The sequence below is a fragment of the Amycolatopsis sp. cg13 genome (assembly GCF_041346965.1).
In the GTDB taxonomy this organism is placed as follows: Bacteria; Actinomycetota; Actinomycetes; order Mycobacteriales; family Pseudonocardiaceae; genus Amycolatopsis.
This window is the reverse complement of the sequence record NZ_CP166848.1, coordinates 3,429,246-3,451,608: the sequence shown is the minus strand read 5'-3', so window position 1 is coordinate 3,451,608 and position 22,363 is coordinate 3,429,246. Positions and strand designations below refer to the sequence as shown.

23 protein-coding genes are annotated in these 22,363 nt (G+C 69.8%); 14 read left to right on the top strand and 9 right to left on the bottom strand.

What is annotated here, in order from left to right; all coding sequences use genetic code 11:
- Window positions 1-110: 110 nt before the first annotated feature.
- The 4 genes from nadA (at window position 111) to AB5I40_RS15640 (ending at window position 4,889) form a co-directional block, all read left to right on the top strand.
- A complete protein-coding gene (gene nadA / locus AB5I40_RS15655; protein ID WP_354737744.1) occupies window positions 111-1,121 on the top strand; it encodes a quinolinate synthase NadA in 1,011 nt (336 codons plus the stop codon).
- Entirely contained in the window at window positions 1,118-2,767 is a 1,650-nt protein-coding gene (locus AB5I40_RS15650) for an L-aspartate oxidase (protein WP_370939225.1), read from the top strand. Before nadA ends, AB5I40_RS15650 begins: the two co-directional genes overlap by 4 nt.
- Complete coding sequence (gene nadC / locus AB5I40_RS15645; RefSeq protein ID WP_370939224.1) at window positions 2,764-3,657, top strand: carboxylating nicotinate-nucleotide diphosphorylase; 894 nt, start codon at window positions 2,764-2,766, stop codon at window positions 3,655-3,657. Before AB5I40_RS15650 ends, nadC begins: the two co-directional genes overlap by 4 nt.
- 62 nt (window positions 3,658-3,719) lie before the next feature.
- Complete coding sequence (locus AB5I40_RS15640; protein WP_370939223.1) at window positions 3,720-4,889, top strand: S8 family serine peptidase; 1,170 nt, start codon at window positions 3,720-3,722, stop codon at window positions 4,887-4,889.
- A 25-nt stretch (window positions 4,890-4,914) separates the two neighbouring features.
- Here the strand turns inward: AB5I40_RS15640 and AB5I40_RS15635 are convergent, their stop codons facing one another.
- From AB5I40_RS15635 to AB5I40_RS15610, 6 genes are all read right to left on the bottom strand, one after another.
- Window positions 4,915-5,292 carry a hypothetical protein gene (locus AB5I40_RS15635; RefSeq protein WP_370939222.1) on the bottom strand — a complete coding sequence of 126 codons (378 nt, stop codon included), beginning with the start codon at window positions 5,290-5,292 and terminating at the stop codon, window positions 4,915-4,917.
- Window positions 5,289-6,566, bottom strand: a complete 1,278-nt coding sequence (locus AB5I40_RS15630; RefSeq protein ID WP_370939221.1) for an alpha/beta hydrolase — start codon at window positions 6,564-6,566, stop codon at window positions 5,289-5,291. Before AB5I40_RS15630 ends, AB5I40_RS15635 begins: the two co-directional genes overlap by 4 nt.
- Window positions 6,563-7,885, bottom strand: a complete 1,323-nt coding sequence (locus AB5I40_RS15625; protein WP_370939220.1) for a WXG100 family type VII secretion target — start codon at window positions 7,883-7,885, stop codon at window positions 6,563-6,565. The genes AB5I40_RS15630 and AB5I40_RS15625 overlap by 4 nt, the downstream gene beginning before the upstream one ends.
- Window positions 7,882-8,265: a hypothetical protein gene (locus tag AB5I40_RS15620; RefSeq protein WP_344268260.1), complete on the bottom strand. Its 384-nt coding sequence runs from the start codon at window positions 8,263-8,265 to the stop codon at window positions 7,882-7,884. Before AB5I40_RS15620 ends, AB5I40_RS15625 begins: the two co-directional genes overlap by 4 nt.
- Window positions 8,266-8,362: 97 nt before the next feature.
- Window positions 8,363-8,662 (bottom strand): hypothetical protein, encoded by a 300-nt coding sequence (locus AB5I40_RS15615; protein ID WP_037809581.1) that lies wholly within the window; start codon window positions 8,660-8,662, stop codon window positions 8,363-8,365.
- Window positions 8,663-8,678: 16 nt separating this feature from the next.
- Window positions 8,679-9,020 carry a WXG100 family type VII secretion target gene (locus tag AB5I40_RS15610; protein WP_093576046.1) on the bottom strand — a complete coding sequence of 114 codons (342 nt, stop codon included), beginning with the start codon at window positions 9,018-9,020 and terminating at the stop codon, window positions 8,679-8,681.
- Between the two features lie 213 nt (window positions 9,021-9,233).
- Here AB5I40_RS15610 and AB5I40_RS15605 point away from each other — a divergent pair, with 213 nt between their 5' ends.
- On the top strand, window positions 9,234-10,205 hold the full coding sequence (locus AB5I40_RS15605) for a hypothetical protein (RefSeq protein WP_370939219.1): 972 nt from the start codon (window positions 9,234-9,236) through the stop codon (window positions 10,203-10,205).
- A 63-nt stretch (window positions 10,206-10,268) separates the two neighbouring features.
- Entirely contained in the window at window positions 10,269-11,717 is a 1,449-nt protein-coding gene (locus AB5I40_RS15600) for a class I adenylate-forming enzyme family protein (protein WP_370939218.1), read from the top strand.
- Window positions 11,718-11,783: 66 nt separating this feature from the next.
- On the opposite strand, the gene AB5I40_RS15595 is transcribed toward AB5I40_RS15600, so the two are convergent.
- Window positions 11,784-12,488 carry a trypsin-like serine protease gene (locus AB5I40_RS15595; protein WP_370939217.1) on the bottom strand — a complete coding sequence of 235 codons (705 nt, stop codon included), beginning with the start codon at window positions 12,486-12,488 and terminating at the stop codon, window positions 11,784-11,786.
- 63 nt (window positions 12,489-12,551) lie between these two features.
- Complete coding sequence (locus AB5I40_RS15590) at window positions 12,552-13,229, bottom strand: hypothetical protein (protein ID WP_370939216.1); 678 nt, start codon at window positions 13,227-13,229, stop codon at window positions 12,552-12,554.
- A 64-nt stretch (window positions 13,230-13,293) separates the two neighbouring features.
- Here AB5I40_RS15590 and AB5I40_RS15585 point away from each other — a divergent pair, with 64 nt between their 5' ends.
- The 6 genes from AB5I40_RS15585 to AB5I40_RS15560 all read left to right on the top strand — a co-directional run bounded on the left by AB5I40_RS15585 (window position 13,294) and on the right by AB5I40_RS15560 (window position 16,416).
- Window positions 13,294-13,731 carry a hypothetical protein gene (locus AB5I40_RS15585; protein ID WP_370939215.1) on the top strand — a complete coding sequence of 146 codons (438 nt, stop codon included), beginning with the start codon at window positions 13,294-13,296 and terminating at the stop codon, window positions 13,729-13,731.
- Window positions 13,732-13,746: 15 nt separating this feature from the next.
- On the top strand, window positions 13,747-14,112 hold the full coding sequence (locus tag AB5I40_RS15580) for a hypothetical protein (protein ID WP_370939214.1): 366 nt from the start codon (window positions 13,747-13,749) through the stop codon (window positions 14,110-14,112).
- Window positions 14,113-14,835: 723 nt separating this feature from the next.
- Complete coding sequence (locus tag AB5I40_RS15575) at window positions 14,836-15,192, top strand: DUF6086 family protein (protein ID WP_370939213.1); 357 nt, start codon at window positions 14,836-14,838, stop codon at window positions 15,190-15,192.
- The gene (locus AB5I40_RS15570) at window positions 15,192-15,752 is read left to right on the top strand and encodes a hypothetical protein (protein ID WP_370939212.1); all 561 of its coding nucleotides are present in this window, start codon (window positions 15,192-15,194) and stop codon (window positions 15,750-15,752) included. Before AB5I40_RS15575 ends, AB5I40_RS15570 begins: the two co-directional genes overlap by 1 nt.
- Window positions 15,749-15,967, top strand: coding sequence for a hypothetical protein (locus tag AB5I40_RS15565; RefSeq protein ID WP_370939211.1), 219 nt, complete (start codon window positions 15,749-15,751; stop codon window positions 15,965-15,967). The genes AB5I40_RS15570 and AB5I40_RS15565 overlap by 4 nt, the downstream gene beginning before the upstream one ends.
- On the top strand, window positions 15,964-16,416 hold the full coding sequence (locus AB5I40_RS15560; RefSeq protein WP_370939210.1) for a hypothetical protein: 453 nt from the start codon (window positions 15,964-15,966) through the stop codon (window positions 16,414-16,416). Before AB5I40_RS15565 ends, AB5I40_RS15560 begins: the two co-directional genes overlap by 4 nt.
- Before the next feature lie 7 nt (window positions 16,417-16,423).
- On the opposite strand, the gene eccCa is transcribed toward AB5I40_RS15560, so the two are convergent.
- Window positions 16,424-20,368 carry a type VII secretion protein EccCa gene (gene eccCa / locus AB5I40_RS15555; protein ID WP_370939209.1) on the bottom strand — a complete coding sequence of 1,315 codons (3,945 nt, stop codon included), beginning with the start codon at window positions 20,366-20,368 and terminating at the stop codon, window positions 16,424-16,426.
- Between the two features lie 134 nt (window positions 20,369-20,502).
- On the opposite strand from eccCa, the gene AB5I40_RS15550 reads away from it, so the two are divergent.
- Together AB5I40_RS15550 and AB5I40_RS15545 are read left to right on the top strand one after the other, a co-directional pair.
- The gene (locus AB5I40_RS15550) at window positions 20,503-21,285 is read left to right on the top strand and encodes a WXG100 family type VII secretion target (protein WP_370939208.1); all 783 of its coding nucleotides are present in this window, start codon (window positions 20,503-20,505) and stop codon (window positions 21,283-21,285) included.
- A gap of 34 nt (window positions 21,286-21,319) precedes the next feature.
- Window positions 21,320-22,363, top strand: coding sequence for a WXG100 family type VII secretion target (locus AB5I40_RS15545; protein ID WP_370939207.1), 1,044 nt, complete (start codon window positions 21,320-21,322; stop codon window positions 22,361-22,363).

Below are 22,363 nucleotides of genomic sequence, written 5' to 3'. Positions count from 1 at the left end.
GGTGTTAAGATGGCTTCGCACGGTTTTCGATTATAAGGCGAAAACCGGGATGGGGAGGAACCGGGGTGGATCCGGTTCGCAAGGCCGGCGAAATCGAGAGGGCCGAAGACATGACCACCACGCTTGACCAGGATCTGACCCCTTACGGCGGGGTCGAGGCGGACGCCGACTGGGCCGCCCGCGTGCGGGAGCTCGCCCGCAAACGCGACGCGGTGCTGCTCGCGCACAACTACCAGGTCCCGGAGATCCAGGACATCGCGGACTTCACCGGCGACTCTCTGGCGCTCAGCCGCATCGCGGCCAGCAGCGACGCGTCGACGATCGTCTTCTGCGGCGTGCACTTCATGGCCGAGACGGCGAAGATCCTGGCTCCGGAGAAGACGGTGCTGATCCCGGACGCGCGGGCCGGCTGCTCGCTCGCCGACTCCATCACCGGCGCTCAGCTGCGCGAGTGGAAGGCCGAGCACCCGGGCGCGGTGGTCGTGTCGTACGTGAACACGACGGCCGAGGTCAAGGCCGAGACGGACATCTGCTGCACGTCGTCGAACGCGGTCGACGTCGTCGCGTCCATCCCCGCTGACCAGGAAGTTCTCTTCCTGCCGGACCAGTTCCTCGGCGCGCACGTCAAGCGCGTGACCGGGCGCGAGAACATGCACATCTGGGCCGGGGAGTGCCACGTGCACGCCGGGATCAACGGGGCCGAGCTGGCCGCGCGCGCCGAGGAGAATCCGGACGCCGACCTGTTCATCCACCCCGAATGCGGCTGCGCGACCTCGGCGCTTTACCTGGCCGGCGAGGGCGCGGTGGCCCCGGAGCGGGTCAAGATCCTGTCCACCGGCGACATGGTGCACGCGGCGCGCGACACCAAGGCGACCTCGGTGCTCGTGGCCACCGAGATCGGCATGATCCACCAGCTGCGCAAGGCCGCGCCGGAGATCGACTTCCGCGCGGTGAACGACCGGGCCTCGTGCCGGTACATGAAGATGATCACCCCGGCCGCGCTGCTGCGGAGCCTCACCGAGGGCGCGGACGAGGTCCACGTCGACCCGGAAACGGCCTCGCGGGCCCGCGCCTCGGTGCGGCGGATGATCGAAATCGGGCAGCCTGGCGGTGGGGAATGAGCGGCCTAGTTAACGCCGATGAGGCGAAAACCTCACCGGATCCGCGCTGGGAAGCCCGGGCGGATGTGGTGGTGATCGGCAGCGGCGTGGCCGGGCTGTCGGCGGCGCTGCGGGCCCGAGAACTCGGGCTGCATGTGCTGGTCGTGACGAAGGCGGCGGTCGCCGACGGCAACACGCGGTGGGCGCAGGGCGGCGTGGCCGTGGTGCTCGACGGCGAGCGCGACGAGGGCGACACGGTCGAGAAGCACACGGCGGACACGCTCACCGCCGGAGCTGGGATCTGCGACGAGGCCGCCGTGCGGGCGATCGTCGGCGGCGGTCCGGCGGCCGTCACTGAGCTTCGGCAGAACGGAGCGGTGTTCGACCACAGCTCGAGCGGGCTGTCGCGGGCTCGCGAGGGCGGGCACAGCGCGTTCCGGGTCATCCACGCTGGCGGCGATGCGACGGGCGCGGAGGTAGAGCGTGCGCTGGTCGCGCAGGCTGGCGAGCGGCGGATTCCGGTGTTGGAGCACCACATCGCGGTCGACGCGCTGCGCACGCCCGCGGGCGAGGTGGCCGGGGTGACGGTGCTCGACCGCAACGGCGTGCCGGGTGTGGTGCGCGCGTCCGCGGTGGTGCTGGCCAGCGGCGGGTTCGGGCAGCTGTACCAGGCGACCTCCAATCCGGAGATCGCGACCGGCGACGGGCTGGCGCTCGCGCTGCGGGCCGGGGCGACGGCGGCCGACATCGAGTTCGTGCAGTTCCATCCGACGGTGCTGTACACGCCGGGCGCGCGTGGGCGGTGTCCGCTCGTCACGGAGGCAGTGCGCGGCGAGGGTGCGACTCTCGTCGACGGCGCGGGCGCGTCGGTGATGGCCGGGGTGCATCCGCTCGGCGATCTGGCTCCGCGCGACGTCGTGGCGGCGGCGATCACCCGGCGGCAGCTGCTGGCTCCCGGCGGCATCGACGATCACGTTTTCCTTGACGCCACTGGCATTCCCGGGTTCGCGAAGCGGTTCCCGACGGTGCACGCGGCGTGCGCGGTGCTCGGCATCGACCCGGCGGTGGACGCGATTCCGGTGACGCCCGCGGCGCACTTCGCGTGCGGCGGCGTGGTGGCCACTGTGGACGGACGGTCGAGCGTGCGCGGGCTGTACGCGGCGGGCGAGGTCGCCCGGACCGGGTTGCACGGGGCGAATCGGCTGGCGTCCAACAGCCTTCTCGAAGGGCTGGTCGTCGGGCAGCGGACCGCGGAGGCGGTTGCCGCGGATCTGGCCGCCGGGTTGCTGCCGGATCCGTCGCGGGGACGGCTTCCGGAACGGACGGTCGCGCCGACGGCGGAACGTGATGTGCTGCAACGGGTGATGAGCCGGTACGCGGCAATCGGCCGCGATGCGGACGGGCTCGCGGCGGCGGTCTCGGCGCTCGACTTGTCGACAACGGACAGTCCGTTGTCGACGCACAGTGCGGTCGAGGACGCGGCGCTCACCGTGGCGGCGCAGGCGTTGCTCGCGGCGGCGGAGCGGCGGACGGAATCGCGGGGATGTCACGTGCGGACGGACTTCCCCGAACGGGACGAAGGGCTGCGGCGGAGCCAGCTGATCCGGCTGAGCCCGTCGGGACAGCCGGTACTGGTCGAAGCGGCGTCGTTGGAAGGGGTGGCATGAGCGGGGAATTCTCCGAATCGGTCGTGCGGTCGCTGGTGGTGGACGGGCTGGACGTCGCCGACGTGAAGCGCGTCGTGACCACTGCGCTGGAAGAGGATTTGCGGTACGGGCCGGACGCCACGACGGCATCCACGGTTCCGGCGGACGCCCGTGCGGTGGCAGAGCTGACGCCGCGCGTCGCCGGTGTCGTGGCCGGGATTCCGGTGGCGCTGGCGGTTTTCGACCAGGTGCTCGGCGACGACTACGAGGTGGTCTCGATCCGTGAGGACGGTTCGACCGCCGTCCCGGGTGAGCCGGTGCTCGTGCTGCGCGGTCCGGTGCGCGGGTTGCTGACTGCGGAGCGCACGGCGCTGAACCTGTTGTGCCTGCTGTCCGGAGTGGCGACGGCGACCGCGGCGTGGGTGTCCGCGATCGAGGGAACCGGTGCGGCGGTGCGGGATTCGCGCAAGACGACGCCGGGGCTGCGGCTGCTGCAGAAGTACGCGGTGCGGTGCGGTGGCGGTGTGAATCACCGGATGGGCCTTGGCGACGCGGTGCTGATCAAGGACAACCACGTGGTCGCGGCGGGTTCGGTCACCGCGGCGCTGGCGGCGGCGCGGGAGCACGCGCCGCAGCTGCCGTGCGAGGTCGAGGTGGACGATCTGGCCCAGCTGGACGAGGCGCTGGCCGCCGGGGCGGACGAGGTGCTGCTGGACAACTTCACGCCGGAGGAGTGCGTGAAGGCGGTCGCGCGGCGCGACGAGATTTCGCCGAAGACGCGGCTGGAGTCGTCCGGCGGGCTGACCCTCGATCGCGCGCGACCGTACGCCGAGTCCGGTGTGGACTATCTCTCCGTCGGCGGGCTCACGCATTCCTCGCCCGCGCTCGACCTCGGGATGGACCTGCGATAACCCTGTCGCCGCGGCCCGCTCTCCACTAGAATCTCGTTGTCCGACAAGGGGAGGGGGCCGCGGTGCGGGGAATTGCCGCCGGAGCGGTGGCCGCGCTCGTGGCGCTCGGCCTGCCCAGCACGGCGACCTCGGCCGCCGCGGCCGCGTGCGCGAATCCGTCCGACCCGTACACCGGGCCGGTGCCCTGGGGCCAGCGGCTGGTGAACCCGCCGCGGCTGTGGGCGCTGACCAAGGGCGAGGGGCAGACCGTCGCGGTGATCGGCACCGGCGTCGACAAGCAGAACGCGCAATTCGGGCCGGGACAGGTGCTCGGCGGCGCGGGCACCGCGGATTCCGACTGCGACGGCCGCGGCACGATCGCCGCGGGCATCGTCGGCGCGCAGCCGGCGAACCAGACCACGTTCACCGGGGTCGCGCCCGGCGTGAAGCTGCTTCCGTTGCGCTACACCGAAAGCAACGGTTCGTCCTCGGACGGCGGCGGTGACCCTGGTGCGCTGGCCGGAGCAATTGACACGGCGGTCGACCGCGGCGCGGGAGTGATTCTCGTGGCGGTCCCGGCGGGTTCGGACAGTGCGGCGCTCGGCGCGGCGCTCGACCACGCGAAATCGCGCGGGGCCGTGGTGATTTCGGCCGCGGCGGCCACTCAGCAAGGCGCGCACACGTATCCGACCGCGTCGAAAGGCGTGCTCGCGGTCGGCTCGACGGACGAATCCGGCGCGCCGGTGCAGACCGAAGCCGGGGATTACCTCGGAATCGCCGCGCCCGGCGCGAATCTGGTGAGCACGTCGGCCGGTGGCGGAGGCGCGGTCGCACATCGGTGGCCGATCACCGACCCGAGCCTGGCCGCGGCGTATGTAGCCGGGGTGGCGGCGCTGGTGCGTTCGGCGCATCCGGAGATGAAGGGCGAGGAAGTGGTGAACCGGTTGATGCTCACCGCGTCCCGTCCGCCGTCCGGGGCGCACGATCCGCGCCGGGGCTGGGGAATGCTCGACGCTTACGCCGCGGTGTCTTCGACGTTGCCCGCTAGCGCGCCTGGCCCGAGTGCGGCGGCGGTGCGGTCCGAGCTGCCCGCGGTGGTTCCGGCTGCTGCGGAGGCTCGGCCGACGTCGGATGTGGCGGCGGGAGTTGTTGCGGTGGGCGGGGTTGCGGCCGCGGCTGCGGCGGGGATCGGCGTGGCTGCGTTCCGGCGGGGGCGGCGGCGCGGGTGGCGGCCGTCGCGGTTTCGGGCTTGAGACCTCGTGAGTGGCGGTCGCGGTTCTAACCGGGATCAACACTCACGAGGCGCGTCGAGCCGATGATCGCCACCCCGCGCCCGTCGCGGGCAATATGCACGCTGAAATCCGCGCCCTCGCGGGAAAATCGCCCGATCACCTCACGATAAGTGCTGCGGTCGTAGGATTCCCAGCCCGCTGCTTCCAACGTCGGACGCACCGCTTCGGTCAGCACCCGCAGCGCACCGGGACTGTCCTCCAGCCGGACCCCGTACTGCCAGCACACCAGATGCCCGGGCTGCGCGGGATCGCAGTCCAGCTCACCGTCCACTGTGGGCACCGCACGAGAGCCGAACGCCTGGGCGACACTGTCGATGACGTTCGTCAGCTCGGCGGCCAGATCCTTCAATTCGCGCGTGATCACGGCAGCACCGCCGGAACCGGCACGGGCGCTTCAGTGACGTGACCGCCGGTCAGCACGCCGTAGATGTTCTCCCACGAATCCGAACCCGGTTTGAGCACGCCGCTGTGCGAGGACAGACCCCACTGCACATTGCCCGCCGCGTCGCGGCCGGTGGTGAGTTCGGTGACGCCGGGGAAGGTGTCCGGGTCGGCGCCGTGGCCGATGCCGGTCCATTCCAGCGCCCCGGCGTTGCCCTGGGCGAGGATGATCGGGTCCAGCGGGGCGGTCATCGAGTACCGCTGCACGCCGGCCTGGCTCGGCGGCAGGTCCGCTGGGCTCCATACGCCGTGTCCCATGCCCGCCGACTCTACGTGCAGCACCCGGTCCACTGGCAAGCCTTGCTGGTCAGCGAGCCCGACGGTGGCGCCGCCGTAGCTGTGCCCGATCGCGGTGATCGTGGCGGCTCCGCCGGTCTGGGAGTCGACCTGGCCGCGCAGTTCGTCGCCGAACGCCTTGAGGTTCGGGGCCATTGTCTGCGCGTAGCTGGCTTCGGCGCCCTCGGTGGTGACGTTCTGCGGGAACACGCCGTCGGCCCACACGACCATCGCGGTCCGGCCGCTCGGGTCGGCGGCTACGAGGCTGCGGCCGAGGTCGGCGTAGGACTGGAAGGTGTCCATCCGGGTGTGCACGCCGGGCACGAACAGCCCGACGTTGCGCGTGCCCGGCTGGATGGTGCCGACGAGTTCGGCGATCCGGCCGTTGCCGGACGGATCGAACCGCAGGATCTGCCGGTGGTCGTCGAGAATGCTTTGGTACAGCGCGATTCGCCGCTGCGAGCGGGCGATGTCGTCCGGATCGGACAGTCCGGCGAGGCGGGTCCGTTCGGCGGCGAGCGCGTCGGACACCTTCATCCGGTTGGCCGCGATGGTCCCGGCCCAGCCGCCGCTGGCAGCGGACTTTCCGGCTGACGGCACCGGATCTTCGGGCAGCAACGAGCGGTACATCGCCGCCACCTGCTCGTCGGCGCGCCGGTATCCCGCCGACGAAGCGGTGAGCCCGTCGCGAAGGACCTGGAGGCGAACGACGCGCTGGTCGACGTCGCCGGCGAGCGTGCCGAGCGTTTTCGCCAGCCCGGCGGCACATCCGGCCGACGCGGACACCTGGCCGAAGGCCGCGGCGGGCACTCGTTCGCCCGCCACGGCCTGCTGCGCGGTCCGGAGCACGCCGGCGCGAGCGTCCACTTCGGACGCCGCGCTGGCGAGTTTCGCCGGGGCGACCCGGTAGCCGTCGGTCACGGCTGGTCGATCGGCTCTTCGCCGATGACCGAGGGCGCGACCGGAGTCTGCTGGCCCCACACGTTCTCGGTTTCGACGAGCCACGCGGGAATGCGCCTGCCGGAGCCCATGTCGCCGCCCGCGCCCATGCCGCCCATCGGCATCATGGGCATCATCGGCATCGCGCTCTTGGCCGCCGCGCCCGCCGCACCGGCAGCACCGCCCGCGAGCCCGCTGAGGACGTTCGACTGCGCGTTCCCGGCGAGCCCGGAGTGCGCGGCCGGAGCTTCCCCGGCGCCGCTGAGGCCGCCGCCGGACGGAATCCCGCCGCCGTCGATCGACGGTGCGCCTCCGCCGCCGACCGGGATCCCGCCGCCGCCCCCGCCCTCGGGACCGGCTCCGCCGCCGAGCTTCATGCCCGGCGGGGTGTCCTGCTCTTTGTCCTTGTCGTTCTTGTCTTTGTCCTTGCCCGAGGCCCACGGCGGAACCTTCGGCATGATCGACCCGAAGCGGCCGAACGCGGCGGCGGACGCGGCCGCGAGACCGGCGGTGAACATGTCGCCGAACAGCGGGCTGCCCGGCGTCTGCGCGGGATGCCCCGGCTGGGAGCCGGGAACCTGCGTGCCGTCGGTGGGCAGCGGGTGCGAGTCGACCGGGGCGCCCACCGCGGTGCCGCCGTCCGGGCTGTTGCCGATCGGACCGGTCGCGCCGCCGGTGGAAGCGCCGCCGCCGGGAACCGGCTTGGGCGGCGGGGCGGCCGCGTTCGGCGAAACCGGGATCGCGTCCTCGGCGGTGTCGTAATTCGTCGCGAGGTTGTTCATCACGACGATCGCCTTCGCGTGCGCGGAGCCGGCGGCGTTGGCGGCCTGTTGCTGCGCTTCGACGTTGGCGATCGCCTGCTGCCGCTGCTGCGTCGCGGCGACGACGGTGGCGGGCGGAGTGTCCGGCGGGAGCAGCGGCGGGTTGACCGCCAGCGCGACGTCGGCGGGGGAGACGTCCGGCACCGCGACCGGCGGCGGCATCTCGGTTTTCGCCTTGACCAGCGCGTCCGCGGCGTCCTCCAGCATGTCGCGCATGCCCTGCGCGGTGACCGCGACCTTCCGGATGCCGCCGACGAGGTCGGTCATCATCGTCCGGTACTGATCGGCCGCGCCGCCGGTCCACGAGCTGGAGAAGTCGGTGAGCTGATCGGACAGGTTCTCCGCCTGGTCGTACAGCCCGCGCGAGGCCGAACCCCACTGTTCGGCCGCGGCGCGCGCGGTGGTCGGGTCGCCCGCCTGCAGCATCGCGTAAAGCTGCTGATGGGTGTAGCCGGCGAAGTTGGTGCGAGGGCCGCTCATGCCTTCTTACCCCCTGAGGAATCAAGGCCCAGCAACGAGAAAAGCGGGTCCAGCAGACCGGTCTGCTGACCCGATTGGTGCAAATCGCCCGCGACCGACTGGTCGGCCTGGGCGTACCCGTCGGCGACGGTGGTGGTGACGTCCTGAGCGAACGTGATCGCCCCGCGGACCTGCTCCAGCAGGCCCTGCATTTCGGCGACCGCGGCGTGGTGGGCGTCGGCGAGCGAAGCGGCTTCCCCGAACTCCCCGAACAGCAGCGGATGCTCGCCGAGGGTGCGCAGGAAGTCGTTCGGCCGGGACATCGCGTGGATCTGGGTTTCCAGCTCCCGGACGAAGTCGCTCAGCGATTCCAGGTGGACGTAGTACGACTGGTCGGGCATCGGCCGGTGACCTCTCGTGCGGCAGGACGCGGGAAAGCCGGCCGTCCGGAGCGGGCGGGGGGTGGTCCCGCCCCGGACGGCCGGCGTCGGGGCCGGATCAGGCGAACAGGCCCTGGTTTCGGTTCTCCAGCTGGTGCTGGAGATCGTGGGCGTCGCCGACCTTGGTGCCGAACTGCGCGATGATCGCGACGATGTCGGCGGTCGCCTGGCGGAGCCGGGTCTCGGACGCGCGCGCCGCTTCACCGGCGGAGCTGCCCGAGGCGTACCAGGTCTGGGTGATCGGCTGCAGGTTCTGGTGCAGCTGCTCCAGCTGGGAGGTCAGCGCCTTCGCCTTGGCGGCGAGCGACGCGGAGCTGTGCTGCAGGGCTCCGAAGCTGATTTCTACGACGTCAGCCATGGTGTCTTGTCCTCTCTCAGGGGTTGAGGCGAGGGATCACGTTGCCCTCGACGGTGTGGCTGACGCTCTGGAAGCTCTGGTGCACGTCGGAGTCGCCCGAGTTGTAGTTCGCGTGGCTGGTGTGCACCAGCTGCGACATCGTGTCGAGCTCGCGGACGGCGGCGGTCATCTTCTCCTGGAGCCTGCGCTGCAGGTCCCAGAACGCGACGGCCTGGTCGCCCTTGTAGTTCCGCAGCGTCTCGGTCAGCTCGGACTCCAAGCTGGCCATCGTCGTCTTCGCGCTCGACGCGGTCTCCTCGAAGCCCTGGACGGCGCGCGTCATGGCAGCTGAATCTGCCTGGAATCCCGGACTGGACATCTGACGGGCCACCTCCTTCCCTCTCGTGGAAAATCCCGGTGCGCGGCGGGCCGCGCGGTGTGAATGTCACGCTAGAAAAAGAGCGGGTCCGGTCAAACGGCACAACTGCCGGTCGCTTTGACGGCACTATTACCCACAGGTGGGGTGCGCCCTACCCCCGAGACGGGGGAGCACGCCAGTGCTCGGCCCCCTGCTGACGACCAGGCTTGTCCCATGACTTCCTGGGGATTGCGAGTGTTCCGGCTGCATCGCCCGCTGGGGGTGCTGGCCGGGGCGATGGTGCCGCTGTTGGTCGTGTGCGTGTTCGGACTGCTGCTGGATGATCGCACGCTCGTCAACGCGCCGCTGTGGGCCAAACCGTTCAAATTCGCGGTTTCCGTGGCGTTGTACGCGCCGACGCTGGCGTGGCTGTTGTCGCTCGTGAAGCGCGGCCGCCGGGCCGGCTGGTGGATGGGCACGGTGTTCGCCGTCGGCATGGGCACGGACATGGCGCTGCTGGTGTGGCAGGTGCTCGTCCTGGACCGTCCGCTGCACTTCAACCACGAGACGCCGGCCGACGTGACGATCGGCAACATTCTCGCGACCGGCGCGTTCACCGCGTGGGGCGCGACCGCGGCGGTGGTGATTCTGCTGCTGTTCCAAAAGCTGCCGGACCGCGCGCTGATGTCCGCGCTGCGGTGGGGAACCGCGCTCGCGGCGGGCGGAATGGGGTTGGCGCTCATGATGTTCTCGGCCAGCCCGGCACAGCAGCGGGTGCTGGACGGCGGCGGGAAGCCGTCGATGATCGGCGGGCACACGGTCGGTCTCGACGACGGCGGGCCCGGGTTGCCGCTGCTGGGGTGGAGCACGGTCGGCGGGGATATGCGGATCACGCATTTCGTGGGGATTCACGCGATTCAGGCGTTGCCGCTTCTGGCGCTCGCGTTGGTCGCGTTGTCTCGGCGGTATCCGGTGCTGTCCAACGAACTTGTGCGGCGTCGGCTGGTGTGGACTGGGGTCGTCGGGTACGCCGGGGTCATCGTGATTACGGCGTGGCAGGCAATGCGGGGGCAGTCGATTGTGCGGCCGGATGTGTGGACGCTTGCCGCGACTGCCGGGTTGGTCGCGGTGGTGGCGCTTGGCGGGGTGTTGTCGGTGCGGGCTGCGGTGGTTCCCAGTGAGCGGCATGCGTTGAGGGGATTCTGAGATCTGTCCGGTACCTCTTGCCGGGCCGGTCGCGGGTGGCTGGCCCGACGGGAGGACGGGGTCATGGCATTTCCCCAGGAGCTGCTGGATTCGCTGCGGCGCGCGCCGGAGGACATCGCGTTCGAGCACGGGGAGCGGAGGGTTCGCCGGGGAGAGGTGCTCGATCTCGTCGGGCGGTTCGTGGCCGGGTTGCGGGCGGCCGGGGTGCGCGCTGGGGACGGGGTCGGGATCGCCACCGGGGTGACGCCGGAGGGGTGGGCCGCACAGGTGGCTGTGCAGACTCTCGGGGCTCGGGCGGTGGGGGTGCGGGAGGGGTTGCCCGCGGCGCATTTGGCCGCGGTGCTGGACGGGGTCGTGGTTGTGGTGACTGATGGTTCAGTTCAGTTGCCTGGGGTCCGGGCGTTGGTTGTCGGGCCGGAGCTTCTTGCCGAATACGAGGAGCCGGTGCCTTGCGGGCGGCCTGAGGATATCGGGTGGGTGGTTTTCACCAGCGGGAGCACGGGGGCGCCCAAGGGGGTCGCGTATCGGTTCGATGCGTTGGGGGAGTTCGGGATCGAGCAGCGGGGGAAGACGCCGGAAGGGGAGTATCGGCGGTTTTTGCTGTTCGGGACTTTGAGCAGTGCGGTGATGGTGTTGCATTTGCAGGCTTGTTTGCTTGCCGGCGGCACTGTGGTTATTCCGGTCGGGGCGCCGGATTTTCCTTGGATTCTGCCTCGGTTGGACATTTCGGCGGCATTGGTGACAGTGCCTCGGTTGTATCGGATGCTGGACGTGTTGCGGCGGGAGCAGGTTGATCTTTCCCGGTTGCGGGCGCTGACTGTGGCCGGGTCGCCGGTGGAGCCCGGGTTGCTGGCTGAGGGGTTCGAACGGATCGGGCCGGCGTTGCGGCAGGGGTATGGGCAGACTGAGACCGGGAAATTGACTGTGCTGTACCGAGAGGACGTCGATGGGCATCCGGAGACGATCGCTTCGGTGGGGTTGCCTTGCGACGGTGTTTCGGTGGAGGTCCGGGATGCTGCCGGGCACGTGGTTCCCGCGGGGGTTTCCGGGGAGGTTTTCGTTCGTGCGGCTCGGGTTTTCGCGGGGTATTGGGAGGATTCCGCGTCGAGTCGTTCGGTGGTGGTCGACGGATGGGTTCGCACGCAGGACATCGGGCGGTTGGACGAGCGTGGGTTTTTGTATCTGACCGGGCGCGCGCGGGATGTGGTGATCGTCAACGCGGTGATTCATTACACCGGGCCGATCGAGCGGGTGCTCGCTTCGCATCGCGAGGTGGATCAGGCGTACGTCGTGGCTGTGCCGGATGAGCGGACCGGAGAAGCGGCGCACGCGTTTGTTGTTGCCGCGCCTGGGTGTGTGCCTGATCCGGTGCGGTTGCGGGAGGCTGTCGCCGCGGAGCTGGGGGAGGGGGCGGTTCCGGCTTCGGTGACCGTGGTGGGGGAGGTTCCTGTTGCGGCGTCTGGGAAGCCGGACAAGGGGGCGTTGCGGGGGATGGTTTCGCGGGGTTCTTAAACGCCGTGAAGGGCTCCTTGAAGGAATCTGATTCCTTCAAGGAGCCCTTCACGGACGTTGGGTTATTTAGACGCCCGCGGTTTGCTTGATCCAGTCTCGGCTGTTGGCGACGCTGGCGTAGTTCTGGGTGCCGTGTTCGTCGCTGCCGGAGTTTTCGCCGGTGGAGCAGACGCCCACCTGGACGCCGTCGGCCAGCTGCGGGCCGCCGGAGTCGCCGTGCCACGAGGAGCCGGTGACGCCCTTGCTGGCGATCGCCTTGCCGTTGAAGGCGTCCGTGCTCTCGCCGGTCACCTGGACGTCCGCGGTCTTCAGGGTGTCGGACGGCGGGCTCTGGTCCTTCGTGCGGCCCCAGCCGTAGATCTGGTTGGTGGCACCGTTTTCCGGGTCCTTGTCGGCCAGCTTCATGAACGTCGTGTCCACTGCGGACTTCAGGTGCAGCAGGGCGATGTCGCCGTTGGGCGAGGCCTTCTGCTCGTCGACCGCCGCTTCCGTGCCCTTGCCCAGTGAGACGTCGCCGACCTTGACGTGCATGCCGCCCTTGTTCAGGCAGTGCTGCGCGGTGAGCACCCATTGCGAGGCGATGATCGTGCCGGAGCATTCGAAGCCGCCGTAGTCGGTCACGTCGTCCCAGAAGATCTGGGCGCCCCACGGGGCCGACTTCACGGTGCCGCCGCCGATGATGTGCGTGTCGGCGCTCGCCGGGAGTGCCGCCCCGACTCCGAACGCCATCGCTGCCCCTGCGACGACGGCCGCCGCTTTCGCGTAACGCATGGAAAATCCCTCCGCCTCGGTGGTGATTTCCCGACCGTAGGCGGCATGTGGAAATCCGGTAACCTACGGAAGTCGGTCTTCGATCCACGTTTCGCGGAGCGTGCCGTCCGGGTCAAGACGCCGGTGGAGGGCTTCGGCTTGCTCCGGACGGGTGAGCGCGGCGACGGCGGCTTCCTGCCGGAGATGCAGTGCTTTGACGGCGATGCGGAGCTTGCGGATCCGGCCGCGTACCCGGAGGCGGGCTCGCCACGGGTGCCAGAGGACGGCTAGCAGGAGACTGGTGGTTTCGGCGCGGTAGCTCTGGGCAGCTTGGGTGAGTTGGTCGGTGTCTGTGATACCGCCCAGGCGTCGGTCGACGGCCGCTGTTACGGCGCTTTCCAGGACACGTTCATGGGCACCGGCGGCGAAATCGGCTACTCGGCGGGGGATTCCGGCGACCAGGACCGCGGTGAGGAGTTCGGACAGGGCGTCGTGGAGGGCGCGGTGTGCGTCCGTGCCGTCTTCGAGGACGGCGGCGATTCCGAGTGCGTCGGCGAGGGTTTTCCGGCTGGTCAAGGTGTTCGGGGGCAAACCGATCCGGATTTCGTGCACACCGCCGGAGATCGCGCGGGTCGCTTCGAGCCGGCGGTATACCTCGGCGCGGAGCTGGCGGCGTTCCTGGACCTTGGCGAAGTAGTTCGTCAGCGCGGCGCCGACGACGCCTCCGCCGGTGGTATAGGCCAGTTCGACCAGGCCGGGCATCCGGGGCTCCCTCCCTCGCGGACTGCATATGCTGGCAGGCAAGCGAGAACTACAGGGGAGCGGGATGCGAACGGTGACCTTCGGCGCGGCGCGCGGCGACCGGCTGGTGATCGCGGTGCGCGGCCGGGCGCATCCCGGCGCGGACGATTTCTGGGACGGGAACTGGCTGGTCAGCCCGATCGAAATCGTGTCCGGCGGGTTCACCGCGCGGCTGGCCGCCGGGTTGCGGGCCAATGAACTGCAGGCGTTTCGCCAGGAGTTGGCGGCCTGCACGGAGTCCGGCGGCAGCGCGCGGTTGACGTCGCTGGAGGAATGGCTGGACTTGACCGTGACCGTCGCGGCGGACGGCCTGGTCGAGGCGGAGGGCGTCGCGGTCGCGGATCATTCGAGCGGGAACCGGTTGCTGTTCCGGCTTGAGGGGATCGAGTACGCGCAGGTGGCGGAGGTTGTGGCTGCGTTGGCGGCGGTGGAGGAAGAATTTCCCGTGCTGGGGCTTCCGTGAAGATGGTGTGCGCGGATGGCGTATGAGATCCACCTGTACTGCCGGACTGGCGGGTTGAGTGCGGCCGCCGGGTTCGAAGTGCTGACCGCGGCGTTGCCGGTCGAGGATCGCCGCGACGGTGAAGGCTGGGTGTCCGCGGAGGTGGGTTGCCAGCTCGAGTTCTCCGCGGGGACTCCGGTGGTGGCCGCGATGATCGCCGAACTGGTGCCGAGCGACGAGTCGGGCCGGGTCGGCGCCTCGGACGCGATAGCGACGCTCACGCTGAGCGGCGAGGTCGAGTCGTCGGCGGTGTCGGCGGTGTGGCGTACGGCGAAGTCGTTGTGGGACGTGGTTCCTTACGATGACGGCTCCGGTTTCGCCGTGGACCTGGACGAGTTGTGACCGGCGACAGCGGGGAGTACCCGGTGCTGACGCCGGTGTGGGCCAAGCGGCGCGAAGTGCCCGCTGATTCCGGTGTGGCGCGGGAGCTCGCCGCGATGGAGGCGCTGGTTCGCGGGGAGTTGTCCGGGCCGGAGTTCTCCCTGGCCTGGGGCGCTGCTTGGCGGCTGTCCACCGCACGACGGGAACGGTTGCGGACCCCGTTCTACCAGGTCTTGAACCACCTCTTCTTCGTGCTCGAGGAGTACCCGATCGATCCGGCACTGCGCGACCCGGGCGACGTGACGGACGAGGAGTTGCTCATTGAGGTGCGTGCGGCGCTGCGGCGGCTGGCGGCGGAGGAAGGCTTCTCCGTCCGAGGTCCGGTTGCGCGGGAGATCCAGCTGTACTGCCGGACCGGCGGGTTGAGTGCGGCCGCCGGGTTCGACGCGCTGACCGCGGCGTTGCCGGTCGAGGATCGCCGCGACGGTGAAGGCTGGGTGTCCGCGGAGGTGGGTTGTCAGCTCGAGTTTTCCGCGGTCGCGCCGCTGATTTCGGAGGCGCACTTGGAGATGATCCTGAAGAGGTCTCCAGGTGACGAGCCGGGTCGGGTCGCTGCTGCCGACGCGATCGTGACGCTCGCGGTGAGCGACGAGATCGCGTGGCCCGCGGTAACGGGGGTGTGGCGGGCGGCGAAGTCGTTGTGGGACGTGGTTCGGTACGACAGCGGCGCGGGCTGGGGGCTGAGTGAGCTACATTTTCACTACTGTCGACGACGAGGACGTGTGGAGTCCGGCGCTTCGGGTCGGCCGGTTGTTCGTGAACATGGGTGTGACGCTGGCGCACAACTTCGACCTCGACATCAGCGATGCCGGGTTCAGCCCCATGGCCGCCGATTACTACTGCGTGGACCCGGCCAAGCTTGCCGTGTTCGTGCGGACGATGCTCGACAGCTCAGTGATGACTCATCACGTGTACCGGGAATTGGCGCGCGGGTTTCTCGGAGTATGCCTGGTTCTGCTGGAACGGTCCGGTATTCCGATCGAAGACGTGCCGCCGGATGTGGCTCGCTGCCGGGATTCGATGCGGAATATCCCGAGCTGATGTCGTGGCCGGAGATTCCGCAGTTGAGCAGGTTGTCGTCGCGGGAGCGGTTCGAGTGGTGGATCGGCGGGGGACGGCTGCCGGACGGAACGCATCCGTGGGGCTGGGGCGAGTTGCTGAGCCTGTTGTTCAGCGGGTTGTGGAGAGAGATCGACGAGGGCCAGGCGTGGTCGGAGGCGGAGAAGGACCGGTATCTGCGCGCGGCCTGCGACGTGCTTTCGTACGTGGAGGAGCACGGGCTGATCGAGGCGGACGAGCTGCTGAACCGGCAGTTGTTCATGTCGATCGGGCTCGTGAAATCCGGGTTTTCCTTGCCTGGCAAGGGGTATGCCGCGGAGGACGCCATCCGGCGGATCATGGCGGTGCTCACGCCCGAGCGGATCGACGAGTGCGAGCGGCTGGGCCCTGGGCGGACGAAGTTGTCCGCGCCGGAGATCGCCCGGCTGCATCGGGTCAAGCAGCTCATCAAGCTTGCCGGGGAGGTGCGAGACCACCTCGTCGATCCGGAGCTGCGCGCCGTCGTGCTTCGGTGGGAACCGCTGTATCCGCGATTGCCGTGAGAAAGGCGGAAACGCTCAGCCACCACGAACGCGTCGCCGACGTGATGCATCGTCCCGGGATGTACGGGATCTGCACGCTGCAGCAGGCGGATGAGGTGGAAGAGTTTTTCGCGCTGGTAAGGGAGTTCCTCGCCGAAGCACGGCAGCTCACGCTCCCGCCGCCTCCGCCGAGGCGCTTTTTTTCGCAAGAGCGTGCCGGTGCGGAGGAAAGGTGAACGACCCGGAGTCGCGGCGACCCGTCAGTTTCTGGGATTTCCACCGGATCTCGGACATCTTCGCCTGGCCCACTCGCCGCAGGTCGCTCCCCGTGGAACGGCCGGACATCCCGTGGCGGTCGATCAAGGTCATGGCGGAATGGAGCGCCGACCCGCTGTGGGTCTTCGATCCGTACGCCCACGACGTGACCACTCCCGTCGACCCCGCGTCGCCGGAGCTGGGGCTGAGCGCGGAGCTGGCTCGCGACCTGTCCGCCTGGCAGGACGAATGGGAAGCCACGATGAACCACGACGACCCGGCTTCCTCCGCGTTCCCCTCGGCGGAGGCCGAGCGCAGCTTCGACGAGCGCGGCTGGGAACTCGCCCGGCGGGTTCGGCGGGAAGTGCCCGCGGAGTGGGACGTTTCCTACTCGAGCCATCTGTCGAGCCGAGAGGTCTTCCTCGACTGAGACCCGCTCAGTCCTCCACCGGTTTGGTCCAGGCCACCTGCACCAGCTCCGTCCCGTGCCGTCGCGAAACCAGCGTTCCCCGGCCGGCAGGCTGCGGCGAAGGCTTCACATCGCCCAGCAGCGCGCCTTCTTCCTTGCCGCCGGACATGACCAGGCCAGGCGACCCCAGCTCCCGCACCCGCTGGATCACCGCCTCGTACATGCCTCGCCCGGCCCCGCCGGAGGAGCGGGCCAGGATCAGGTGCAGGCCGATATCCCTTGCCTGCGGGAGGAATTCCAGCAACGGCAGCACGGGATTCCGGCCCGCGGTCGCGACGAGTTCGTAGTCGTCGATGACCACGTACAGGTCCGGCCCCCGCCACCAGGAGCGGTTGCGCAGCTGATCGGGCGTGACGTCCGGACCGGGGAGGCGGTTGCGCATCGCGGTCGCGCATTGGTTCACCAAGTCCGTCAGCGTGTTCTCCGCACCGGCATAGCCGAGCAGGTGCGGTTGATCGACCACGCCCAGCAGGCCCCGGCGGTAATCGCCGACCAGGATCAGGGCTTCGTCGGGGGTGTTAGTCGCGCAGATGCCGGTGACGAGAGCGCGCAGCAGCGAACTCTTGCCCGATTCGACGTCGCCGAAGGCCAGGAAGTGCGGGTCCGTCCGGAAATCGAGGTGGACGGGGCGCAGGGTCGATTCCGCCAGGCCCAGGGTGATCCGGCCGTGGGGAGCGGCGGGAAGGGAGTCCAGCGGGACTTCCGGGGGCAGGAGGCGGACCTGCGGAGCGCGCGGGCCGGTCCAGGCGGCGGAGACTCGGCGGACCAGGTCCAGGCCGCCGGCGCCGACGGTTTCCGGGCGTTGGTCTGAGTCGATGCGCGGGAGAGCCGCGAGGAAGTGCAGTTTGTCCGCGGTGAGACCACGGCCGGGGCGGTCGGCGGGGACGTTTTGGGCTACCTTGCGGTCGATCGACGAGTCCGCCGGGTCGCCCAGGCGCAGTTCGAAGCGGGTGCTGATGGCGTCGCGCAGCTGGGCGCGGGCGCCGATCCACTGGTTCAGCGAGACCAGGACGTGGATGCCGAAGCCCAGACCCCGTTGCGCCAGCGCGGTGATTTGTTCTTCCAGCTTCTCGTATTCCGAGCGAATGGTGGTCCAGTTGTCCACGAAGAGGAACACATCGCCGAACTCGCGGTCGTCGCTGCTTTCGGTGAATTCGCTGCGGCGGCTGCGGAAGGCGGCCATCGACTCGATCCCGTGCGCGGCGAAGAATTCTTCCCGTTGTTCCAGCAAAGTGACCAGTTCCGCGACGACCCGGCGGCAGCGTTGCGGGTCTCGGCGCGTCGCGTAGCCCGAAACATGCGGCAGGCCGGCGATCGGGGCGAGTGCGCCGCCGCCCATGTCCAGGATGAAGAACTGCACCTCGGCGGGGGTGTGGGTGAGCGCGAGCATCGCCGCGATGTCCTTCATCAATGTCGACTTGCCGCTTTGCGGTGCGCCGACGATCACCGCGTTGCCCGCCGCGCCGGAGAAATCCGCCCACAGCATGTCGCGACGCTGTTCGAAAGGCTTGTCCACCAACGCGACCGGAATGGTCAGCTTGCCGTTGCCGCCCCAGCCGAGAGGACACAAGCCGCGGCGGGGGTCTTCGCCGATCGGGGGCAGCAGCTGGTCCAAAGTGGGCGGTTCGGCCAGCGGCGGCAGCCAGATCTGGTGGGCGGCTGGGCCGCGTCCCTCCAAACGGGACAGCATCGCGCCGATGATCGTTTCGCCGGTTCCCTTCGCGGGGGCCTCGGCGGCGGGTTGTTCGGCGACTGGTACTTCAACCGGTCCCAGTGTGAACGGCAGGACGCCCAGTTGTTGTCCGTCTGAACGCACAATCCGGCTGCGTGGCGGGAGTTCGCCGGAGACGTACGCCGCCTTCAGCCGGATCAGAGTGTCGTTGTCGGACTTCAGATACGCCGAACCCGGTACCGGCGGCAGCTGGTAGGCATCCGCGACACCCAGCACCGCACGGCTTTCCGCGGCGGAGAACGTTCGCAGGCCGATTCGGTACGACAGGTGCGAGTCGAGCCCGCGCAGGCGGCCCTCTTCGAGACGCTGCGAAGCCAGAAGCAGGTGGATGCCCAGCGAACGCCCGAGCCGTCCGATGGCGACGAACAGGTCGATGAACTCCGGCCGCGAGGACAGGAGCTCGGAGAACTCGTCGATGATCACCAGCAGCGAAGGCAACGGCTGCAGCGGAGTACCGTCCGCGCGCGCCTTTTCGTAGTCGCGCACCGAGGCGTAGTTGCCCGCCGCGTGCAGAAGTTCCTGCCGCCGCAGCAATTCGCCGTTCAACGCGTCCGCCATGCGGTCGACCAGCGCGAGGTCGTCGGACAGGTTCGTGATCACCGCGCAGGTGTGCGGCAGGTTGGTCATGCCGGCGAACGTCGCGCCGCCCTTGAAGTCGATCAGCGCGAGGTTCAGCTTCTCCGACGAATGCGTGACGGCCAGCGCGGTGACCAGCGTGCGCAGCAGTTCGCTCTTGCCGGACCCGGTCGCGCCGATCACCAAGCCGTGCGGGCCCATGCCGCCCTCGGCGGATTCCTTGAGGTCGAGGTCGACCGGGCGGCCGTCGGGGTTCACGCCCAACGGAATCCGCAGCCGGTCGCGCGCCGGGCGCGGGGCCCAGGTGACGGTGGTGTCGGTGTCGCGCGGGTCGCCGATGCCGAGCAGCCCGGCCAATCCGAATGTCGAGGACATCGGTTGTTCGCTGACCACCGCGCCGCCGTGGTGCAGCGGCGTCAGCATCCGGGCCAGCGCTTCGGCCGCGCCGTGGTCGAGGCGATCCGGCATGCCGAGGAAGCCGAGCCGCGCTTCGGTGCCGTCGAGCACCACCATGCCGAGCTGATCCGGTGCGACGTGCAGGCTCAGCAATCGCTCGGTCGACGTCGCGCGCGGTTGGTCGCCGCCGACTTCCAGCACGGTCACGCCCAGCCGGCCTTCTTCGGCCAGCAGCCGCGGTTCGCCGTGGGAATCGCCGCCGTCGACAACGAGCACGATGTGCGGCAGATCGGCCGAGACACCGCGGCGCGAGAACGCGGGGCGGTCGCCGAGGTCCGGGCCGAGCAACCGCGCCAGTTCCGCGGCGTTGTCGGCGAACAGCCGCCGCGGGCCGGTCGCGTCGGCGAGCACCGGCGCGGTGGCGTGCGGCAGCCACTTCGCCCAATCCCAGTCGTGCGAACGGTCCGGGGCGACGCAGAACGCCACCCGCAGGTCGGTCGGGGAGTGGAAAGTGACCAGCTGAGCCAGCACCGCGCGGGTCATCCCGAGCACGTCGAACCGCCGCCCGGACAGCGTCGCCGCCGCGTACGAGCGCAGCGACACCGAAACCGGCAGGCCTTCGACGGTCGAGAAAGTCTGGATGAAGTGCTTGAGGTTGGTGGAGGAAACCGGGTCCAGCTCTTCCAACGGCGCGATCTGCGGCGCGCGCAACGGCGTCGCGAGCGGCTGCGGCCCGGTGGCCGCGCGCACCATCGCGAACGAGCGGTCGGCGCGGCGGCGGTCCCAGTGCTGGTCGGTTTCGACGTACGCCCACAGGTCCGCCGGATCCGGCTGCTGTGCGATCAGCGTGGCGCGCTGCGAGTCGGCGACCGCGCGCACGCGCGTGCGAAGGCCCGCGAGGTACCGCTGGTAGTCGCGGCGCTCCTCGTTGATCTGCGCCTTCTTCGCCATGCCGCCGCGGCCGAGCGACATCACGATCATGCCGCCCATCGCGGTGACGAACAGCGCGCCGAAGATCCAGGTCATCACCCCGCCGTCGCGTCCGATGTAGACGAACGACATCGCGCCCATGCCGAGCATCATCGGCAGGAACATCATGAGCTGCATCACGCCGCCGGAGCCGCTCTTGGGCAGCATCGGCGGGGACTGCAGCATGATCTCCCCAGGCTGCTCGCCGAGCAGGCCGAGGCGGTCGCGGGTGGAACTCATGCCCCGTATTTTGGCCGCCGGTTGTCCGGTCGCGGTGGGTACTTTTGCCGTCCGCTCGCCCGGCGGCGCGAACTTACGCTCTGCGCAGACGCCCCGCACCGGTGCGTCGTACGCACGGAGCGGGAGGGAGAGCCATGGGCACGACCGGCGAGTACCGGGCCGAGCCGGAGGCCATGCGCTCCACCGTCGGCAACGTGGGCGCCGTCATCGCCCACGGCATCAACGCCGTCGCAGACCTGGAAAAACTCGTCCTGCAGCCGACGACGTTCGCCAGTTTCGGCAGCGTCGTCGCGGCGGCCAACGAGGCGCTGCACTCGCAGCAGGTGACCGCGGTGCGTTCGCTGCTGCAGCTGCTGCAGGAGATCAACGGCCTGGTCAAGCACAGCGCCGACGCTTACCAAAGCGCCGACGAAGCCGTTTCCGACGGCTATGGCGGAGGTGCCCAGTCTGCTGGGTCTTCTACGCCGCTGACGTCGATCTGGGGAACCCCGCACGCCGCGCACCTGGCCGCAGCGGCGATCACCGACAGCACCGGCGCGCACGGCGAACCGTCCTCGGTCGGCAACGTGCTGCGATACCTCGGCGACGCGGACCTCGGCAGGCTCGCCGAGCACCCGCTGACCGACGCCCGCTTCCATGGCGTCGCGGACTTCAACGACTGGCTCGCCGGCGACGCCGACAACCAGGCGCGCGTCGGCCTGATCGAGGTGTACTCGGGCACCGCGCGCACCTTCGGCGACGTGCCCGGCGGCGTGCACAGCGGCGACGTTGTCGTGGTGGAGCCGCTTCTGCTGCCCGAACACCACCCGGTGATCGGCGTCGCCGGGGACGGCGGCGCCCTCTACAACCACGGCCCTGTCGATCCGGGCCTCGGCGGACTGGCCAAGGTCAGCGTTTACCGGCCCGCCTCCGTCTGACCCCGAACCCCCGACCAAGTGAGGTCCGAAGCCGATGTTCTTCCCGAACTCCAGCGCGATGGACGCCACCGCGACCAGCGGCGGCCCGATCACCGTGCTGCCGCAGATCGTCACCGGCCAGCCCGAGCAGATCGCCAAGCACGTCCTCGACCTGCTGCACAAGGCCGCCGAGCTGACCTCGCTCTACACCGAGCTCAGCAAGGCCGCCGACCAGCTCGGCAAGGTCTGGTCCGGCGGGGCGTCGGAATCGGCGCTGCAGAAGATCTCCCACTCGCTCGAGCAGCTCACCAAGATCATCAACGTGATCGAGAAGGGCGCTGAACTGCTCGGCGTCTCGGGCACGCTGGTGAAGGCGGCGCAGGAGGCGTACCGGTCGGTGGTCGCGGCGGTGAACCCGACCGTCGCGTCGCTGATGTCGAACTGGTGGACCTACGGCGCGGCGGTCGCGCTTTCCACTGCCACCAGCGCCACGCTGCGCGGATTCATCACCGCTGTCGGCGGTCTGCTGAAGGCGCTCGGCGCGGGCGACCTCGCGAACCAGATCACCCAGGTCGCGACGATCATCGGCGACATCGAAAAGCTGTTCCACCACGGTGCTTCCGACGCGAACGGCGCGGCGGGCAACGCGGCGGTGTCCGGCACTCCGGTCACCGCGCCGCAGCTGCCCGCGCCGGTCGCGAGCGCGTCCGGGCAGGCGGCCATCGGCGGCAGCGGCGGGGGAGTGCCCGGGGGCAACCCGTCGTTCACGAACTACACGCCGCCCGCGTTGTCCAACGGCGGCTGGCCTTCGGGCAGCGGCACTGGCACTGGCGGTTGGCCGTCCGGCGGGGGTGCCGGAGCGGGGGCCAACCCGGGGAACAGCTGGATCCCGGTGGATCCGGCTCCGGCTCCGTCCCCCGCGCCTTCGGTGCCGGGACAGTCGACCGGTGCGCACGAGGTCGTGATCCACACCGACCTGAATACCGGGCAGTCGACGGTCGAAGCTCCGGCCGGGCAGGACGTGGACATCGATGTCGATGTCACTTACCAGGGCAAGCACTTCCAGCAGCACGTCGACATCGACGCGAAGGGCGCGTAG

What these genes read in the sequence shown, in the direction of transcription:
- nadA (WP_354737744.1), top strand. Translation starts at nt 111, where the DNA reads ATGACCACCACGCTTGACCAGGATCTGACCCCTTACGGCGGGGTCGAG.
- AB5I40_RS15650 (WP_370939225.1), top strand. Translation starts at nt 1,118, where the DNA reads ATGAGCGGCCTAGTTAACGCCGATGAGGCGAAAACCTCACCGGATCCG.
- nadC (WP_370939224.1), top strand. Translation starts at nt 2,764, where the DNA reads ATGAGCGGGGAATTCTCCGAATCGGTCGTGCGGTCGCTGGTGGTGGAC.
- AB5I40_RS15625 (WP_370939220.1), bottom strand. Translation starts at nt 7,885, where the DNA reads ATGAGCGGCCCTCGCACCAACTTCGCCGGCTACACCCATCAGCAGCTT.
- AB5I40_RS15620 (WP_344268260.1), bottom strand. Translation starts at nt 8,265, where the DNA reads ATGCCCGACCAGTCGTACTACGTCCACCTGGAATCGCTGAGCGACTTC.
- AB5I40_RS15615 (WP_037809581.1), bottom strand. Translation starts at nt 8,662, where the DNA reads ATGGCTGACGTCGTAGAAATCAGCTTCGGAGCCCTGCAGCACAGCTCC.
- AB5I40_RS15610 (WP_093576046.1), bottom strand. Translation starts at nt 9,020, where the DNA reads ATGTCCAGTCCGGGATTCCAGGCAGATTCAGCTGCCATGACGCGCGCC.
- AB5I40_RS15605 (WP_370939219.1), top strand. Translation starts at nt 9,234, where the DNA reads ATGACTTCCTGGGGATTGCGAGTGTTCCGGCTGCATCGCCCGCTGGGG.
- AB5I40_RS15600 (WP_370939218.1), top strand. Translation starts at nt 10,269, where the DNA reads ATGGCATTTCCCCAGGAGCTGCTGGATTCGCTGCGGCGCGCGCCGGAG.
- AB5I40_RS15595 (WP_370939217.1), bottom strand. Translation starts at nt 12,488, where the DNA reads ATGCGTTACGCGAAAGCGGCGGCCGTCGTCGCAGGGGCAGCGATGGCG.
- AB5I40_RS15590 (WP_370939216.1), bottom strand. Translation starts at nt 13,229, where the DNA reads ATGCCCGGCCTGGTCGAACTGGCCTATACCACCGGCGGAGGCGTCGTC.
- AB5I40_RS15585 (WP_370939215.1), top strand. Translation starts at nt 13,294, where the DNA reads ATGCGAACGGTGACCTTCGGCGCGGCGCGCGGCGACCGGCTGGTGATC.
- AB5I40_RS15580 (WP_370939214.1), top strand. Translation starts at nt 13,747, where the DNA reads ATGGCGTATGAGATCCACCTGTACTGCCGGACTGGCGGGTTGAGTGCG.
- AB5I40_RS15570 (WP_370939212.1), top strand. Translation starts at nt 15,192, where the DNA reads ATGTCGTGGCCGGAGATTCCGCAGTTGAGCAGGTTGTCGTCGCGGGAG.
- eccCa (WP_370939209.1), bottom strand. Translation starts at nt 20,368, where the DNA reads ATGAGTTCCACCCGCGACCGCCTCGGCCTGCTCGGCGAGCAGCCTGGG.
- AB5I40_RS15550 (WP_370939208.1), top strand. Translation starts at nt 20,503, where the DNA reads ATGGGCACGACCGGCGAGTACCGGGCCGAGCCGGAGGCCATGCGCTCC.
- AB5I40_RS15545 (WP_370939207.1), top strand. Translation starts at nt 21,320, where the DNA reads ATGTTCTTCCCGAACTCCAGCGCGATGGACGCCACCGCGACCAGCGGC.